At 69.6% G+C, this 17305-nt stretch carries 11 protein-coding genes; 8 read left to right on the top strand and 3 right to left on the bottom strand.

Annotated features, from left to right (window positions below; genetic code table 11):
• Window positions 1-21: 21 nt before the first annotated feature.
• Window positions 22-1758 carry an RICIN domain-containing protein gene (locus tag ACZ5VQ_RS32545; protein WP_469108259.1) on the bottom strand — a complete coding sequence of 579 codons (1737 nt, stop codon included), beginning with the start codon at window positions 1756-1758 and terminating at the stop codon, window positions 22-24.
• A gap of 379 nt (window positions 1759-2137) precedes the next feature.
• Complete coding sequence (locus tag ACZ5VQ_RS32540; RefSeq protein WP_469108058.1) at window positions 2138-3253, bottom strand: LacI family DNA-binding transcriptional regulator; 1116 nt, start codon at window positions 3251-3253, stop codon at window positions 2138-2140.
• A gap of 244 nt (window positions 3254-3497) precedes the next feature.
• On the opposite strand from ACZ5VQ_RS32540, the gene ACZ5VQ_RS32535 reads away from it, so the two are divergent.
• The 3 genes from ACZ5VQ_RS32535 (at window position 3498) to ACZ5VQ_RS32525 (ending at window position 5377) form a co-directional block, all read left to right on the top strand.
• Entirely contained in the window at window positions 3498-4295 is a 798-nt protein-coding gene (locus ACZ5VQ_RS32535; protein WP_469108057.1) for an SGNH/GDSL hydrolase family protein, read from the top strand.
• Window positions 4296-4349: 54 nt separating this feature from the next.
• Window positions 4350-4931 (top strand): PadR family transcriptional regulator, encoded by a 582-nt coding sequence (locus tag ACZ5VQ_RS32530; protein WP_469108056.1) that lies wholly within the window; start codon window positions 4350-4352, stop codon window positions 4929-4931.
• Between the two features lie 62 nt (window positions 4932-4993).
• Window positions 4994-5377, top strand: coding sequence for a VOC family protein (locus ACZ5VQ_RS32525; protein ID WP_469108055.1), 384 nt, complete (start codon window positions 4994-4996; stop codon window positions 5375-5377).
• A 28-nt stretch (window positions 5378-5405) separates the two neighbouring features.
• Here the strand turns inward: ACZ5VQ_RS32525 and ACZ5VQ_RS32520 are convergent, their stop codons facing one another.
• Window positions 5406-9485 carry a discoidin domain-containing protein gene (locus ACZ5VQ_RS32520; protein WP_469108054.1) on the bottom strand — a complete coding sequence of 1360 codons (4080 nt, stop codon included), beginning with the start codon at window positions 9483-9485 and terminating at the stop codon, window positions 5406-5408.
• Window positions 9486-9866: 381 nt separating this feature from the next.
• Between ACZ5VQ_RS32520 and ACZ5VQ_RS32515 the strand changes: the two genes are divergently transcribed.
• The 5 genes from ACZ5VQ_RS32515 to ACZ5VQ_RS32495 all read left to right on the top strand — a co-directional run bounded on the left by ACZ5VQ_RS32515 (window position 9867) and on the right by ACZ5VQ_RS32495 (window position 17286).
• Complete coding sequence (locus ACZ5VQ_RS32515) at window positions 9867-12038, top strand: DUF8189 domain-containing protein (RefSeq protein ID WP_469108053.1); 2172 nt, start codon at window positions 9867-9869, stop codon at window positions 12036-12038.
• Between the two features lie 113 nt (window positions 12039-12151).
• Window positions 12152-13441 (top strand): ABC transporter substrate-binding protein, encoded by a 1290-nt coding sequence (locus ACZ5VQ_RS32510; RefSeq protein WP_469108052.1) that lies wholly within the window; start codon window positions 12152-12154, stop codon window positions 13439-13441.
• 1 nt (window position 13442) lies between these two features.
• Window positions 13443-14378, top strand: a complete 936-nt coding sequence (locus tag ACZ5VQ_RS32505; RefSeq protein WP_469108051.1) for a carbohydrate ABC transporter permease — start codon at window positions 13443-13445, stop codon at window positions 14376-14378.
• A complete protein-coding gene (locus ACZ5VQ_RS32500; protein ID WP_469108050.1) occupies window positions 14378-15226 on the top strand; it encodes a carbohydrate ABC transporter permease in 849 nt (282 codons plus the stop codon). The genes ACZ5VQ_RS32505 and ACZ5VQ_RS32500 overlap by 1 nt, the downstream gene beginning before the upstream one ends.
• Window positions 15223-17286, top strand: a complete 2064-nt coding sequence (locus ACZ5VQ_RS32495; RefSeq protein ID WP_469108049.1) for an alpha-galactosidase — start codon at window positions 15223-15225, stop codon at window positions 17284-17286. Before ACZ5VQ_RS32500 ends, ACZ5VQ_RS32495 begins: the two co-directional genes overlap by 4 nt.
• Window positions 17287-17305: the final 19 nt, after the last annotated feature.

Here is a 17305-nt window from a genome sequence, read left to right as displayed (position 1 = left end):
GCACCCTCTGCACCACAGTGCCTACTGCACGAGTTCCCACTCCTGCGAGCCGTCCGTGACCGCGTTCTGCAAGGTGAGCGCCGCTCCGTCCGACGCACCGGTCAGGTACAGGTTCTGGTTCTTCACCGACTGCAGTCTGTAGAACCCGTCATCGGTCCTGACGAGGTTCCAACTGCCGGTGGGGCTGTTGTCGACCCACTGGCCGATCCGCTGGCCGACCGTCGCGTTGCCGGTCCAGATCGCCGCCGCGCGACCGCCCGACTTGTTGAGCAGCGTGACGCCGCCCTGGCGCTCGGTCACCACGTGCCAGTACTGGGTGTCCGGGTTCGCCGCCGCACCGGGCTCCTCCAACACGACGTCAGGGACGTCCCCGTTACCGATGTTTGCGTCGTTGGTCTTGTTCCCGGTGCCGATCACCTGGTCGGTCCTGCGGTTCACCAACTGGTAGTAGGCGCCGTCCGATTGGCCGAGGTCGACCTCGGCGAAGGCGATCGTCGAGGTGCCCTGGTTGTTGAGGATCGCGATGCGCCCGGTGCCCTCGACGTACTGCAGGTTGCGGCTGTAACCGGCCGGCGAGGTCGTCTGGTACTCCTTCCACGTGCCGTCGCTGCGGCCGCTCTCGTTGACCCAGACGTTGCCGCTGCCCGCGGCGTTGTAGACCAGGCGCCCACCGGGAAGCCTGATGACGACCGGACTGCCACCTCTGGCGAGAGGACGGGAACCGGCGGCGACCGGCAGTGAGGCGACGTCCGTGCCGGTGGCGGAGCCGCGGTAGAACTCCAGCGGGCTGTCGGCGATCACGTACCGGGTGTTGGCCCCGCCACCCCAGTACTCGAACGGGAGCATCCACTTGCCGTCCGTCGTCCGGACGACGTTCGTCATGCCCGGCCGTCCGCCTCCGATCTCCGTCTTGCCGCCGCCCATGTTCTGGGTCAGTCCCGCGAGGTCGACGACGGGGGCGCTCCACTGTGCACTGCGGCCGTCCCAGGTCTTGTGCACGAGGATCTGGCCGTGCGAATCAGGGGCGGTGTCGTTCGCGGGGTCCGGTGTCGGGACGCCGGTGGCCGGGTCGAAGCCGATGTAGTCGTTCTCGTCGGAGTAGTAGCAGACGAGCTTGCCCTTGTAGACCATCAGGTACGGCTCCCAGAGGGGATCCACCTGCTTGTGCGTGTTCGCGCTCGCGATGTTCTGGCCGACCGCGCCCGCGCTGCCACCCTGCCAGCCGCCGGTCGCGATGACGTTGATGACGTTCCATGTCCTGCCGTCGTCGGTGCTGGAGTACAGGGCGATCGCCAGGTCCTTGCGGTCTCCGTCGTTCGTCGGCGTCCAGTTCGGATCGGCCGCCTTGCGCTCCTTGTAGTAGTGGTCGTCGCCCGACACGACACTCGCGAGAAGCAGTGTGCCCTGCTTCAGGTTCCCGACGTCCTGGGGGAGCGTGTAGAGGTACGGGTTCGTCCAATTGCTCGTGTACTTCGCGTACTTGGGGTCGCTGGAGAGGTACGCGGGGGCCTTGACCTCCGACAGCGGCTGCCAGCTCGTTCCGTGGTCGTCGCTCTTGTACACGGGGAGGGTCTGCTTGTCGGCGCTGCCCGTCTCCGGCACCACCGTGGACTTCTCGAACGACGCGACCAGGCGTCCGCCCGGCAGCTGTGCCGACTTCGGGTAGACCGCGCAGTTGCCCCGCCCCTTGAGGCACGGTTCGTTTCCGAGCTGGTAGAGGATCCCTCCCGTCGGGTTGTAAGCCTGCGCCGTGCCCATGGGTATGGCCAGCAGCGCGGATGCCGCGACGAAGGTTCCCAGTGCTTTCCCTGCTCTTCTTCTGTGCAAAGCCCCTCCTCGGGGTGGCCACGGTGGTGCCTGTGGAGGTCGGATCAGGAGACGAACACGCGGACGTCCAGGGCATCGAGGTCAGGGACGTGCCCGCGGGGAGGCCACAGCCGCGCATATCGAGGCGTTGGCGGGCGTGCACGATCCGCACCCGGCGTCTGGAGTCGAGGGCGCTGCGGTGGAAGGGGTCGAAGATCCCGGTACGGCGGCTCGTCCTGGGATCACATGCCCGGCTGTGGGCGCTGTCGGCGCGGGGCCGATTGCCGCCAGTCGGCGGTTGTGAGCGGTCGGCAGTGCGGGTCGGCGAACCTCAATGGCCGGCGGGTGAACCTCCCTTCGGGAGCGGGGAGTTGCCGCGTCGGCCGCGTCCCGGGGTCTTCCGGGGCGGCGGAGGCGCGGTCGAGGAGCGTACGACGAGGTCGACCGGTGGGTCGCTCGCGGGCAGTGGGTCCGCCTGCGGATTCTCGATGGAGTGCACGAGACGCTTGAGGCCCTCCTGGGCCACGGCGTCGAACGGCTGGCGGATCGTGGTCAGCGGGGGAGTGACATAGCCCGCGACGGGGATGTCGTCGAAGCCGACCACACTGACGTCCTCCGGCACGCGTCGGCCGGCCTCGGTCAGCGCACGGATCAGACCGATGGCCATGTCGTCGTTGGCGGCGAAGACCGCGGTCACCTCCGGGCGGGAGGCCAGTTCACGGCCCGCCGCATATCCGGACGCGGCCGACCAGTCGCCCTGGACGACCGGCGGGACGTCCTTGCCGTGCTCCGTGAGTGCGGAACGCCATCCCACAAGGCGGTCCCGGGCGGCGTACCACCGCTGCGGACCGGCCAGGTGATGCACCGTCATATGGCCCAGGTCCAGCAGATGTTCGGTGGCCGCCCGGGCCATCCGGTCGGCGCCGCCGCCCGCGGCCAGCACTGTGGAGGCGGTGAAGGGCGAAGGCGCGCCGATGACCAGGACCGGCACGTCGAGCCGGGCGGAGATGTCCCCTCCGTCGCCTTCCTCGTCGATCGGCTCGGAGATGACGATGCCGTCCACGCCCTGGTCGAGGAGTGAATCCACCGCACCGGCGATGCCCGCAGGGTCGCCTTCCATCGTGTTGACCACGCGGAGCGCGTATCCCGTGTCCCGGACGATCCGCTCGACACCCATGAGCAGGGTGGCCGGGCCGTAGAGGGCGGTGCCCAGCGTCACCACACCGATGGACCGGGTCCGCCCCGAAGCGAGCGCCCTGGCCGCGTTGTTGAGCCGGTATCCGAGTTCCTCGGCGGCGGCCAGTACGCGTCGGCGCACGTCGGCGGACACGTACTGCTCGTCGTTGAAGACCCGCGACACCGTCTTCTGCGACACCCCGGCCAGCCGGGCCACATCCACACTGCGCGGCGCGGCGGAGCCCCCGCCCCGCCCTGTACCTCGCGTCATGGAGCCTCCCCGACGGCCGGCGATCGGATCCCAAGGATGCCAGACCACCGACGACCTGACTGCGCAGACATGTCTACGCAGTCATACAGTCGGCGTCAAGAGTTCCGGCGCGCATCCGGAGTCTCGTCCCCGTTTGGGCATGTGCACTTCCTGGGGTAGTCAACTACCTTAATAGCCGACTAGTTAGTCATCCCCTCTCGCTCCGCAGGCAGTGGGGGTCCGAGCTCGGAGAAGGCGGGCGATCATGGCGAACAGTGGCTACGCGCGGTACGTCGCCCTGGGTGACAGCCAGACCGAGGGGCTCGGTGACGACGACGGCACCGGGAACCCGCGAGGGTGGGCGGACCGGCTCGCCGAGCAGATCGCGCGCACCGACCCCGGCCTCCTGTACGCCAACCTCGCCATCCGCGGGCGCCTTGCGGGTGAGGTGCGCTCTGAGCAGTTGGAGCCCGCGCTGGCACTGCGCCCGGACCTGGCGACGGTCGTCGCCGGTGTCAACGACGTGCTGCGTCCCCGTTTCGACGCGGACGAGGTGGCCGAGCACCTGGAGGCGATGTTCGCCGCGCTCACCGGGAGCGGTGCCCGCGTAGCGACGCTGACCTTCCCCGACTTCGCGCGGATCGTCCCGGCCGCCAGACCAATCGGCCACCGGGTAACCGCACTGAACAGCCGCATTCGCGAGGCGGCCCGACGCCACGGTGTAGTCGTGGCCGACGCCGAGCCTCACTCGGTGGTCACCGACCTCCGGCTGTGGAGCCCCGACCGGCTGCACGCGAGCCCGCGCGGCCATGAGCTGATCGCCGCCGCGGTCGCCGAGGCACTCGCCGTACCGGGAAGCGACGACAGCTGGATCCGCCCTCTGCCCGCCGACGAGCCCAGGCCTTCGACGCTGCGCGTCGTCGGGACCGAGCTGCGCTGGGCGGGCTCCTTCCTCGGCCCCTGGCTCGCCCGCCGCCTGCGCGGCCGCTCGTCCGGCGACGGCCGGGAGGCCAAGCGACCCACCCTGCTTCCGGTGGCCCAGGTCGTCGAGGGCCCCTCGTGAGGCCCCGCTCATAGTCGTCGCATTGAGTAATCAACAGGCTGTTAGGTTGGATTCATGGCTCTTCGCAATGCGGTGATGGCGGCGCTTCTGGAGGGTGAGGCGTCGGGGTACGACCTCGCCAAGGGGTTCGAGGCGTCGGTCGCCAACTTCTGGATGGCCACACCGCAGCAGATCTACCGCGAGCTGGAGCGTATGGAAGGCGAGGGCCTGGTCGCCGCTCGCGTCGTACAGCAGGAGCGCCGTCCGAACAAGCGGCTGTTCTCGCTCACCGAGGAGGGCCTCGCCGCCGTACGGGCCTACACCGCCGAACCGCCCGCCAAACCGACGGCGATCAGGGACGAGCTGCTGGTAAAAGTCCAGTGCGTCGACGTCGGCGACATGGAGGCCGTACGAACGGCCATCGCCCAGCGCATGGAGCTGGCCGCGACCAAGATCGCGCGCTACGAGCGTGTACGGGAATGGCTGTTGGCCGGACGTACCGAGGACGAGTACTTCACCACCGCCGAACGCATCGGGCCCTACCTCACCTGCCTGCGGGGCCTCTCCCTCGAACGGGACAACCTGACCTGGGGCGAGGTGGCTCTCAAACGACTCGCACAGCGCGCGGAGGCGCTCGCTGCCCCGGCACGCGACTGAACACAGATGCCCCTGCCGCGGCCGACGATCGGCCTTCGGGCTGTCTATGTACACTCCCCGGCATGGCATGCCGCATCAGTGAACTGGTTCTCGACTGCGCAGACCCCGACCGGCTCGCCGCATTCTGGTGCGAGGTCCTCGGCTACGTAGAACTCGGCCGGGAGGACGACGGAAGCATCGAGATCGGGCCGCCCGACGTCGGCTTCGGCGGCCCGCAGCCCACCCTCGTCCTCAGCCCCAGCAGCGACCCGCGGAGAGGGAAGCTTCCGCTGCACATCGACGTCAACGCCACCGACCGCGACCAGGACGCCGAGTTGGAGCGGCTGCTCGCCCTCGGCGCCAGGCCTGCCGACGTCGGCCAGACCGGCGCCGAGAACTGGCACACCCTGGCAGACCCGGAAGGCAACGAGTTCTGCCTCCTGCACACCCGGCTCAAGCCCCTCTGACCTGGCCGGGGGTGCGTCGGACAGGAACCTACGGGCGCGCTGTCGCAGAGCGGCTGTTGTACGCCTCCACCTTCAGGAGCGGGCGGTGCGAGGGCAGAGCGCGCGCGGGCCAGGACAAGGTGACGGTCTGTGACTCGCCGGGCAGCAGCCACAGGTAGTTGTCGCTGTAGAGCGTCGGCAGCACGCGATGGCCGGTCTTGTCGTTGAGCAGGGACAGCCGGACCATCGCGGCGACGGACCGACCATGATTGCGGACGGTGGCGGTCAGTTCGTGACGGGCTCCGGAACGGGACAGACGCGGCACCGCCGCGGACACCTTGGTCTGCGGCGCCTTGGTCAGCGCCCGCATGGCGGCCGCGGTGCGGTGGCGCCAGTAGGTGTTGCGCGACAGGACGCGGCCGTCGCTGCTCTCCAGGGTCAGGCGCAGCAGGTGCAGGTCGGGCAGGTCGTCGGTCCAGGCGCTGGTGAACGCCTTCGCGGTGGCGGCCGGTGCCACGTCCAGCCGTGCGTCCTTCGTCTTGCCGAGCTGCCGGCCCGCCAGGTCGAACAACCGCGCCGAGACAGTGGCGTTCTTGAGGTCCTTGCGCGTGTGGTTGACGGCCAGGACCTGCCCCTTCGGGTCGGCCTGGACATGCAGGGGCTCGCACGCCGTCCGGGCCCCGTAATAGGTGCCGTTGACGTCGAAGTCGTAGTCGTAGGTCTGCCAGACCGTGCTGTGCCACGCGGGGTGGGACATCCACAGCATCAGGCCGCTGGCGTTGTCCCACAGGTTCGCGTTCCATGCCTCGAACATGGAGCGCGTGTTCTCGTAGTTGACGAACTGCGCCTTGCGGGCGAAGTCGTCCAGGTCCTCGGTTTCCCCGAGTCGGGCCTCGACGGCTGCCTTGTACGTGTGCGGTGCCTGGTTCCCGCGCTCACTCCAGTCGTGGTAGTACCACGCGCCACGTATCGGCCACTCGGGCTCGTCGCCCGTCATGTTCCGCATGCTGGCCGCGGTGGAGACGACCGGCATACCGATCTCGGTGTGGAAACCGAAGTCCTTGCTGCCGTACGTCGACGGATCGAAGTACTTCTCCGGCTCGACCCAGCCGTACGGGCCGCCGCCGGTGATGATGCCGCCGGCCGAGTTGTTCTGGTAGAGGATGCCAGGTGCCTGCTGTTCGACGGCCTGGCGCATGCCCTTGTCGATGGCGGCAGGCGGGTTGCCCTCGTTGGCTCCGCACCAGATCACCACGCTGGGGTGGATGCGGTAGCGCAGGACGGTGTCCCGCGCGATCGAGTTGAAGGCGTCATGGTCCGGCGGGTCCATGGCCCACGCGTTGGGGAAGTCGTTCCACACCAGGATCCCGTGCTCGTCGCAGGCGGCGAAGAACTCCTCCCGGTCGCAGGTGCCGACCCAGTTGCGGATCATGGTGAAGTTCATGTCGCGGTGCATCCGCACGGCCGCGTCCATCCGCTCCGGCGGCATCCGGCGCAGCAGCTCGTCCCAGCCCCAGTTGCCTCCGCGGGCAAGTACCCGCACTCCGTTGACGCTGATCTTCAGCGGATCGGGGGTGTTGGACACGGACTTCACGTCGGTCCACGTGTCGCCGTCGTCGGACACCTGGATCACGTAGGTCTTCGGGTAGGCCGGCTCCCAGACGATCGCCACCCTGTCGAACCTCTTCGCGGATCCCAGGTCGACCTGGAGCCACTGCTGGTCCTCGTACTGGGAGGACCAGCGGGTTCCCGCATCACCGTCGGTGGCGTGCGCGGCCGGGTGGTCGGACTCCTCGGTCGAGGCGGTCGCCTTCTGACGCAGGGCGAGGTCGGTTCCGGGCTTTGTGCTGTCGATGACGCCGAGGGACCACAGGGAGTTGCCCCAGCTCGTGTTGCGCACCCCGCAGGCGATACGGACGTACCGGGCGGTGCGCGGAGCGAAGTCCTCGACCTGGAGGCTGGCGTTGCCGTTGTTGAAGGGCAGCGGCACCGCGCTGTTGTCCACCGACGCCACATCGGTCCAGTCGGCGTCGTTCGAGGAGACCTGCACCAGATAGGTCTTCGCGTACGCCTGCTCCCAGGTCAGGTCGACCCGGTCGAACGACTGCGCCGAGCCCAGATCGACCCGGATCCACTGGTCGTCCTCGTAGGACGAGGACCAGCGGGTCGCGGGATTGCCGTCCGTCGCATTGGCCGGGCCGTGGTCGTTCCCGTCCTTGCTCGACGCGTCGGCCGGTGCGTGCAGCGCGAGGTCGACGGAGGGCCGGGTGCTGTCGGACACGGACAGCGTCCACAGCGAGTTGCCCCAACCGGAGGCCCGGGTCAGGCACTTGATGCGTACGTACTGGGCTTGCTGCCGGTCGAAGGTCACGGACTGGGTGTAGGCGTCTTCGGAGGCGGTGAACGGCAGCGGCACCTCGTACTCGTAGCCGAACTGACGGATGCCGAACCGGGTGGTGCGGCGGTCGCTCTCGGCGCCGTCGAGCGACGCGACCAGCGTGAGATCGTGCAGCACGGGGTCGCCGAGCCCGTTGGGCCACCACAGCTCGGGGTCGCGCAGCCGCAGCCGGCCGAAGGCGTCGGGGGTGAACGTGACGTCGATGCTCCCGCCCGCGGGCACGGTGACGACCTTGGACACCCGTACGCCGTCGAAGGCCGCGGAGACCGTCGCCCTGTGGTCGGTGGTGTCGGCGTTGCGGACCGGAACGACGATGGTCAGCTCGGCGACCGACACGTCGGGCAGCTTCGGCAGCAGGGTGTCGACACGAGGATCGCCGATCACGACATGGCCGGTGGATCTCAGCCGGACGTGGTTCCAGATGCCCGCGGCCCGGTCGCGTACCGCGGGCATCCAGTCCCAGCCCGAAGAGGCCAGGTAGGTGGGCGAGTTGAGGTTCATCTGGTTGGCGCCCGCGTCCACCCAGGCCTCGCCCGCGGGGCCCTTGTCGCCGGGACTGCCGGGCACCGGCATCGGCGTGATCTTCACCGCGAGCGCGTTCGCGTCGCCCGCCGAGAGCAGCTCGGTCACGTCGTGGGCCGAGCGGGCGAAGGGATACGTCAGGTCTCCGACCTGCTTGCCGTTGAGCCAGATGTCGGCCTTGTGGTTGATGCCGTCGAACTCCAGCCAGATCCGCCGCCCGGCTCCGGTGCGCAGACCGCGCGGCAGCTCGAAGTCCCGCTTGTACCACCACGCGTGCCGGGACAGGGCCTCGGGGACATGGAGGTTGTTGAGTCCGGTTACGGGATCGGGCAGCTTGCCCTGGTCAACGAGCGAGGCCAGGACCGTGCCGGGTACGGTCGCCGGCAGCCATCCGCTGGTGTCGACAGTCGTCTTCGACAGTTCCTCGCCGTCGGCGTCGGCCCAGTCGTCGAGGGTCAGCCGCCAGCCTGACTCCACCGGCACTGTGCCGTCGTCGGCCACCACCAGCCTGGGCGCGGGCCCGGAGTGCTTGCCCCAGTCCGTCCAGCCGGTGGCCGACGGCCGGTGCCCCTTGGGACTGCCGTAGACCTCGAAGCCGTTCAGACCGAGGGGATTGGGGTTGGAGCGCTTGCGCGAGGTCATCCGCACATGGCGCGCGGTGACCGGGCGCGGGAGCTGGATGTTCACCACTCCGCCGGTGCCCGCCGTCGTGCGGTACACGCTGGTCCAGGACTCGCGGTTGGTGGACGTCTCGACCACGTACTCGACCGCGTAGCTCGACTGGATCTCCTTGCCCGTGGTGCCACTGGCCGGATTTCCCGTGGTCGGGGGAGTGAACACCGGGTCGCTCGCGTCGCCTTCGAACGTGAGACGGATCCAGGTGACCTCGCAGGCGGCCTGCAGATCGATCGAGATCCACTGCGGGTCGCCCGCCCCGGCACGCCAGCCACTGCCCCGCACTCCCGGTGAGGCGAGCCGGTCGACCACGAACGAGCCCGGAGTGGGCGCGTAGGCCGTCGAAGAGACCGTGACGGGGCGGTAGAGCGCCAGCTCACGAGGCGAGGAGGGCGCGGCCGACGCGTCGGTGCCCGCCGCGGCGGCGGTCGACGCGGGCAACAGGGAACCAAGTCCGAACCCCGCCAGCAGGGTGGAACCCGTGGTGACGAGGGAGCGTCGCGACAGGCGTGGCGAGCTCGACTGATCTGTCATGAGCGTGATGTCCCATCAAAAGACAGCGGTGCGGGCCGGGTACGACACGGCACGTGATCCAACGAATGACAACGTTGCCAAAGGCTGTGGCGCGAGCGGGATTCTGTCAACCCCTGATGCGCAGTTCGTCTCTTGAGGCCTGTTTGACCGGCGCCGTGGCTCCGTACTCCGGGCGGCCTCCCCGGTTGCTTGAGCAGGGCGAAGTGCCTGCCGGGGCGCCGAGACGCACGGCGAGGCGCGGCACCTCTTTCTATTAAATTAGGAATTAATATTGACAGGGTTTCGGCCGCGCGCCACAGTCTTCGCCGTGACGTCGACGGCCCCCTGTCGCAGCGCGGCCCGCGTCACGTCCTCGTGCTTCCCAACCCTCGGGAGAGGCAAGTGACTTCACACCCGCAGGTCCGCACACCCGCGGCGTCCAGACTGACGCGCCGTGCCACCGCGGTCGCGATCGCAACCGTGCTGGCGGTGACCGCCGCCCCGGCGGCCACGGCGCAGACCGGCGCCGATCGGGGCGCCGTCGACCAGGGCGCGCCCGAGTACTACGACAGTGGTCTCGCGCCGACGCCCTACATGGGCTGGAACACCTACTACGGCCTGGGCGCACCCACCGAACAGGCGGTGCGCTCCGTGGCGGACAAGCTGGTCAGCAGCGGTCTGCGCGACAGCGGCTACGACATCGTGTGGCTGGACGGCGGCTGGCAGGCCGACAACCCACGTGACGCGCAAGGGCGGTTGGCCGCCCATCCGGACCGCTTCCCCTCCGGCATCCCCGCGCTGGTCTCCTACCTGCACAAACGTGGCCTCAAGGCGGGCATCTACACCGACGCCGGCGCCTACGACGGCGGCAAGACCTGCGGCCTCGGCAGCAGGGGCCACTACGAGGAGGACGCCCGGCAGTTCGCCGACTGGAAGATCGACGCGGTCAAGGTCGACTTCCTGTGTGGGATCGGCGCCAAGCTCGATCCGGGCCCGGCGTTCAAGGAGTTCAGCGACGCGGTGGCCAAGTCCGGCCGCAAGATGCTGCTCAACCTCTGCAACCCGCTCACCGACGACTGGGGCCTGCCGCACACACCCGAGCAGGACGCGCACAACTCGTACGTCTACGCCCCGACGATCGCCGACTCCTGGCGAACCGGCACGGACATCGCCTGGGGCACCCCGAGCCCCGGACAGTGGCCCAACGTGCTGCGCAACATGGACGCGAACGCCTGGCATCCCGAGGCGCAGGGGCCCGGCCACTACAACGACCCGGACTACCTCATCCCCATGCGGCGCATGGGCGACGGATCCCTGGAGCTGACGCAGGAGGAGTCCACCACACAGTTCGTGATGTGGGCCCAGATGGGCTCGCCGCTGGTCATCGGATCCGATCCGCGCACCCTGTCGGACTCGATGATCAGGACGCTGCGCAACCCGGAGATCATCGCCGTCGACCAGGACCCCCTCGCCGTCCAGGGCGTACGGGTGGCCAGTGACTCCGTCGGCGACGTCTACAGCAAGGTCCTCGCAGGCGACGGCAGGCGCGCGGTCGTGCTGCTCAACCGCTCTGACAAGGCGGTCGAGCGCACTGTCCGGTTCTCCGACGTCGGGCTCGGCGGCGGGGTGAAGGTGCGTGACCTGCGGGCCAGGGCGGACCGGGGCGTCCACACCGACTCGTACACGGTCGAGGTCCCCGCGCACGGCACCGCGTTCCTGAAGCTGACCGGCGCCGACGCCCTGCCCGGCACCAGCCTGGGACAGAGGGCCACGGCGAGCCCGTCAGTGGTACGCGACGGCGACACGCTCACAACGTTCCTGCGCGGACCGCACGGCTCCCTCGTCCAGCACACGGCCACCGCCGACGGCAACGGCAGGGCCCGGCCTCGGGATCTCGGCGGTCCCACGAAGGGCAGGATCCTCGGCCAGCCCACCGCGTACGCCTCGGCCGGCGGCCGGATCGACGTCTTCGTGCGCGGCACCGACTCGCGGGTGTACCGGCGGGTCTTCGCCGACGGCCGCTGGGGCGCCTGGCAGAGCCTGGGCGGCCGGGTGACCGACGCGCCGTCGGTGGCGTTCACCGACCCCGGGCACTGGACACTGTTCGCCACTGGCTCCGACGGGCAGGTCGTGCAGCGCGGCCCGTCGTCCGGCTGGTCCTCGCTCGGCATGCCCGGTGACCGGCCGGTGTACGGACGGCCGTCCGCCGCAGTCGACTCCCAAGGGCGGGTCCACGTGGCCGTGCGCTCCGCGGCGGACGACGTGTGGACGCGGTCCCGGGAGGCGTCGGCCTCGGGGGAGTGGTCGCAGTGGACGTCGCTCGGCGGGACCGTCAGCGGCAGCCCGACACTCGTCGCGGTGGGAGACGCCGTGGTGCTGTACGCGCGGGCCTCCGACTACACGCTCTGGCAGCAGCGGTACGAGAACGGCGGCTGGCAGGGCTGGACCAAGCGGCAGGAGTTCCCCAGCGCGGCTTTCGAAGGCGCGCTCGGAGCGGTGGCAGGGCCGGGTGGCACGGTCGACGCGGTGTTCCGCGGAGTCGACGGCTACGTGCACCGGACCCAGTTCAAATAAATTAGTAATTATTCTTGACGTGGCGTGAGTGCCACGCGAATCTGTATCCGCGCGAGCGGGGCCCGGCCGTCAGGAGGGCCGCCCCGCCCGCGCGGATCCACAGGGAGCCATCCATGACGAACCATCAGACCGGCCGACGCCGGTTCCTCGCAGGACTCGGTGCCGCCGGGACGACGGCGCTTCTCAGCGGCTGTGTCACCTCCACCTCCTCCGGCAAGAGCTCCTCCAAGGGCGCCGTGACCCTCCAGTCCAACGTGTCCGCACCGCAGGCCAAGGCCGCGATGCAGGACCTCGTCGCCGCGTACGCCAAGAAGGGGTCGGGGCGAGCCAGCCTCAACACGGTCGCCGCGGAGACCTTCCGTACGCAGCTGCCGACCTACCTGACCTCCGCCAACCCGCCGGACGTGTACACCTGGTACCCCGGCTCGGTGGCGGACGCCTACGCGAAGAAGGACCTGCTGCTCGACCTCGGTGAGGTCTGGAACGCCTCGCCCGACCTCAAGAGCTACTCCAAGGCCCTGAACTCCCTGTGCACCGCGAGCTCCGGCAAGAAGGTCTTCGTCCCCGCCACCTACTACTGGTGGGGCATGTTCTACCGGAAGTCCAACTTCGCCAAGTGGGGCGTGAGCGAGCCGAAGAGCTGGGACGAATTCCTCGACCTGTGCGACAAGCTCAAGAGCAAGGGCGTCGACCCGATCGGCCTCGGCGCGGGCGGCAACACCGCCTGGGTGGCCTCGGCCTGGTTCGACTACCTCGACATCCGGATCAACGGCGCCGAGTACCACCGCGAACTCCTCGCCGGAAAGCACCGGTTCGACGACCCCGAGGTGCGCAAGGTCTTCGACCGCTGGCAGGAGGTGCTGCCGTACTTCGACCCGAACGGCGCCGCCGTCCCCTTCCAGGACGCCACGACCACCCTGCTCAACGGCCGCAGCGGCATGATGCTCATCGGCACCTTCTTCGCCGACGCGGCGCCCAAGGACGCCCTGGACGACATCGACTTCTTCCGCTTCCCCGTCATCGACCCGAAGGTCCCGCTCGCCGAAGAGGCCCCGGTCGACGGCTACTTCGCCAGCGCCCGCACCGGCCGCCGCGAGCAGGTCGTCGACCTGATGAGCTATCTCGCCACCGCCGAGTCCCAGGAGATCTACATCAAGGGCTCGTCGGGCACCGTCCTGCCGTGCAACCCGAAGGCGACGGACGCCGGCACCGCCCTGGTGAAGAAGGGCCGCGCTCACGTCGAGGAGGCCGCCGAGATCACCCAGTTCTTCAACCGGGACTCCAGCGACGCCCTCCAGCCCACCGCGGACACCGCATTGACCAGGTTCCTGGCCAAGCCGAAGGAGATCGGCAGCATCCTCACCGGCTGGCAGCGCGACGCCGAGAAGATCTGGAACGCCTGACATGGCAGTCCTGACCGCGCCCGAACGGAAGTCCCCGGCCCCGCCGTCGCCCCGCGGCAGGCGGACCGGGGGCCCGCGCCGTACGCCCCCGCTGGTGCTCGCGTTCGTCCTCGTCCCGCTTCTCGCCGAAGCGGTATGGGTGTTCTGGCCCGCCCTGCAGGGCTTCTACCTCGCCCTCACCCGCTGGGACGGAGTCTCCGCACCGCAGTTCGTCGGCCTTGACAACTTCCGGGAGATGGCCCACGACGAGGTCTTCCGCAGCGCGGCGGGCCACACCGTGCTGTGGCTCGTCCTCTTCGGCGGTCTCTCCGCCCTGCTCGGCCTGGCGGCCGCGCTGCTGCTCCAGCAGGAGCGGCGCGGCGTCGGCTTCTACCGCGCGGCCCTCTTCCTGCCCGTCGTCTTCTCCCTGGTCGCCACCGCCCTGGTCTGGCAGGCGATCTACCAGCCCGACGGCGTCCTGAACCAACTTCTGGAATCGGTCGGCCTCGGCAGCCTGCGCCACGCCTGGCTCGCCGACCAGGACACCGCCCTGTACGCGGTCATCGTGCCCGCGCTCTGGCGGCAGATCGGCTACGTCATGGTCCTCTACCTCGCCGGCCTCAAGGGCATCGACCCGGCGCTGTACGAGGCGGCCAAGGCCGACGGCGCAAGCGCCTGGCAACGCCTCCGCCACGTCACCCTGCCCCAACTGCGCAGCGTCAACGCGGTCGTTCTGTCCGTCATCGTCATCGACTCGCTGCGCTCCTTTGACGTCGTGTGGTCGCTGACCCGCGGCGGCCCCTACCACTCGTCCGAGCTGCTGAGCACCTACATGTACTCAACCGCCTTCCAGTCCCTGCGACTTGGCTACGGCTCCGCACTCGCCGTCGTCATCTTCGTCCTGGCCTTCGGCGTCATCTGCTCCTACCTCGTCCGCGCGTTCCGGGAGGCCGACTGATGTCCGCCACGTCCACGGCCCTGCGCCGCAAGAGGGCCGCGACCGCCGGATTCCACCTGGGCGCCGGGACGTTGGCCCTCCTGTGGCTGCTGCCCATCGCCCTGGTCCTGGTGACCAGCCTGCGCTCCTTCGACGACATCGCCGCGAACGGCCTGGGCAGCTGGCCGCAGTCCTTCACCCTCGACAACTTCGGCCAGGCCTGGAACGACGGCGGCCAGCAGCGCGCCCTGATCAACAGCCTGCTGGTCACCGTGCCGTGCGTCCTGGTGACGCTCGCGCTGGCCGCGATGGCCGCCTTCTCGCTCAGCCGCTACGAACTGCCCTTCCGCCGCTCCCTGTTGCTGCTCATGCTCGGCGGCAACCTGCTCCCGCCGCAGATCCTGCTCATCCCGGTCTCCAAGCTCAGCGAGCAGATGGGCGTCTTCGACACGCTGCCCGCGCTGATCGGCGTACAGATCGGCTTCGGCGTGGGCTTCTACGTCTTCGTCCTGCACGGCTTCATGCGCTCCATACCGGCCGAGATCCAGCAGGCGGCGGTCGTCGACGGCGCGGGGCCCTGGCAGATCTTCTGGCGGATCATCCTCCCGCTCACCCGCCCCGCTCTGGCCGCCCTCAGCGCCCTGTCCTTCACCTGGATCTTCAACGACCTGCTCTGGGCCATCACCGTGCTGCGCAGCGACACGAAGATGCCGATCACCGCGGCCCTCATCGGACTTCAGGGACAGTACGTATCGATGTGGAACGTGATCGCCGCCGGCTCGGTCATCGCCGCCGCGCCCACCGTGATCGTGTTCCTGCGGTTCCAGCGGCACTTCGTGGCCGGCCTCAACCTGGGAGCGGTGAAGTGACGTCGTACCCGCGCTGGACGCTGCGCACCGAGCACACCAGCTACACCGTCCGTCTGTCCCCGGACGGACCCTGGGCCGAACTCGACGCCTGGGGCCCGCTCGGCGTCGAGGACGGTCCCTCCGCCCTCGACTGGTCCCGTCGGACCCACTTCGTCACCCCTGCCGACGCGGCGCCCGCGGAGTATCTGCCGTACGGGCTACGGCCGTTCACCGGGTCCGAGCTGGTCGCGGCACGCCCGGGTCAGGACCGTGGCGTGTGGTGGGACTTCGAGGGCGCGGAGGAGGGGGAGGGCAGCCTGCGGCTCACCTTCACCGACGACGTCCTGGGACTGCGCACGGTCCTCTGCTACGAGACGGTTCCGGGCACGGACGTGATCCTCCGCTGGACCGAACTGACCGCCACGCGGGAACTGCGCCTGGAGCGGCTCGACTCGGCCGCCGTGAACATCCCCGTCACGGGTACCGCCCGGCTGACCTATCTCACCGGCCAGTGGTCCCAGGAGTTCCAGCGAACCCAACTCGACCTGGCCAGAGGTACGTTCACCATGGGCAGCCTCCAGGGCGCGCCCGGACACGCGTACGCTCCCTGGCTCGCCGTGCAGGACGGGGAGGCCGAGGCGGCCTACGCCATCGCCCTCGAATGGCCCGGCAACTGGCACATCACCGCCGAGGCGGAGCCGGGCGGCAGCGTGCGCGTCCGCGCCGGGCGAGTGCCGCACGAGGGCGTCGTCCACCTGGCACCCGGCGAAACCATCACCACCCCCCGCCTCGCCTGCGCCTTCAGCCCCGACGGCCTCGACGGGCTTTCCCGCGTCTGGCACCGCTACGAACGCCACCTCTCCGGCGAGCGACTGCACCGCTCCCGCAAGGTGCTCTACAACTCCTGGGAGGCCACCGGCTTCGACGTCGACGCGGCCGGCCAACTGGAACTGGCCAAGCTGGCCGCCGACATCGGCGCCGAACTGTTCGTCGTCGACGACGGATGGTTCACCGGCCGCGGCGACGACACCGGGGGGCTGGGTGACTGGTACCCGGACCCGGCGGCGTTCCCGCAGGGCTTCGGCCCGTTCGTCGAGGACATCCGGGCGCTCGGGCTGGACTTCGGCCTGTGGGTCGAGCCCGAGGCTGTCAGCCCGACCAGCCGCCTTTACGCCGAACACCCCGAGTGGGTCTACCGGATCGAGGGCCGCCCCGCCCGCCTGGTCCGCAACCAGTTGCTGCTCGACCTGGGCCGCACGGATGTCCAGGACTTCGTGATCGGCACGCTCGACCGGCTGCTCGGCGCCTACGACATCAGCTACCTCAAGTGGGACATGAACCGCCCGCCCACCGAGCGCGGGCGACCCGGTGCCGGACCTGTCGACCTGGACGCGGAGCACGTCGCCGGGTACCTGCGCGTCCTGGACCATCTGCGTGCCGCCCGTCCCGACGTCACCGTCGAGGGCTGCGCGGGCGGCGGCGGGCGGATCGAGCACGCGACCATCGCCCGCACCGACGTCGTCTGGCCCAGCGACAACACAGCTCCCCTGGACCGGTTTTCGATCCAGTACGGGTTCCTGCACGCCCACGCCCCGCACGTCATGAGCTCCTGGGTGACCGACGCCCCCGGCGTCTTCGACCCACGCCCCCGCAGCCTCGCCTTTCGCTTCGTCAACGCCATCTGCGGCGTCCTCGGCATCGGCGCCGACCTGCGCGCCTGGACACCACAGGAGCGGGCCGAGGCCGCCGGGTGGACCGCCCGGTACAAAGAGGTGAGGGACGTCGTCCATCGGGGAGAGGCCCGACTCCTCGGCACGCCCGACGACAGCACCTGCGGCGTGCAGTACGACCTCGACGACCGTACGGTCGTCGCCGCGCTCGGCACCGGTCGCCTGGACGGGGCCCCGCTCGTGCCCGGGCGGCCCGACCGGCTGCGGCTGCGGGACCTGGAACCGGCGGCGCACTACCGCGACACCGCGACGGGGACGACGTACAGCGGAGCCCATCTGCTCCACTACGGACTGCCGTTCGCGTGGAGCGCCGACCATGACGCCGAACTGGTGGTGCTGATACGCCAGTGAGCCCGGTCCGGCATATGTT

This window comes from Streptomyces sp. NPDC033178, from assembly GCF_055577685.1.
Note: the sequence above shows the minus strand (reverse complement) of the source record. Positions and strands in the feature narration are given on the sequence as shown.

Coding starts and splice junctions, on each gene's coding strand:
- ACZ5VQ_RS32535 (WP_469108057.1), top strand. CDS start 3,498: ATGGCGAACAGTGGCTACGCGCGGTACGTCGCCCTGGGTGACAGCCAG.
- ACZ5VQ_RS32505 (WP_469108051.1), top strand. CDS start 13,443: ATGGCAGTCCTGACCGCGCCCGAACGGAAGTCCCCGGCCCCGCCGTCG.
- ACZ5VQ_RS32530 (WP_469108056.1), top strand. CDS start 4,350: ATGGCTCTTCGCAATGCGGTGATGGCGGCGCTTCTGGAGGGTGAGGCG.
- ACZ5VQ_RS32520 (WP_469108054.1), bottom strand. CDS start 9,485: ATGACAGATCAGTCGAGCTCGCCACGCCTGTCGCGACGCTCCCTCGTC.
- ACZ5VQ_RS32500 (WP_469108050.1), top strand. CDS start 14,378: ATGTCCGCCACGTCCACGGCCCTGCGCCGCAAGAGGGCCGCGACCGCC.
- ACZ5VQ_RS32510 (WP_469108052.1), top strand. CDS start 12,152: ATGACGAACCATCAGACCGGCCGACGCCGGTTCCTCGCAGGACTCGGT.
- ACZ5VQ_RS32525 (WP_469108055.1), top strand. CDS start 4,994: ATGGCATGCCGCATCAGTGAACTGGTTCTCGACTGCGCAGACCCCGAC.
- ACZ5VQ_RS32540 (WP_469108058.1), bottom strand. CDS start 3,253: ATGACGCGAGGTACAGGGCGGGGCGGGGGCTCCGCCGCGCCGCGCAGT.
- ACZ5VQ_RS32545 (WP_469108259.1), bottom strand. CDS start 1,758: ATGGGCACGGCGCAGGCTTACAACCCGACGGGAGGGATCCTCTACCAG.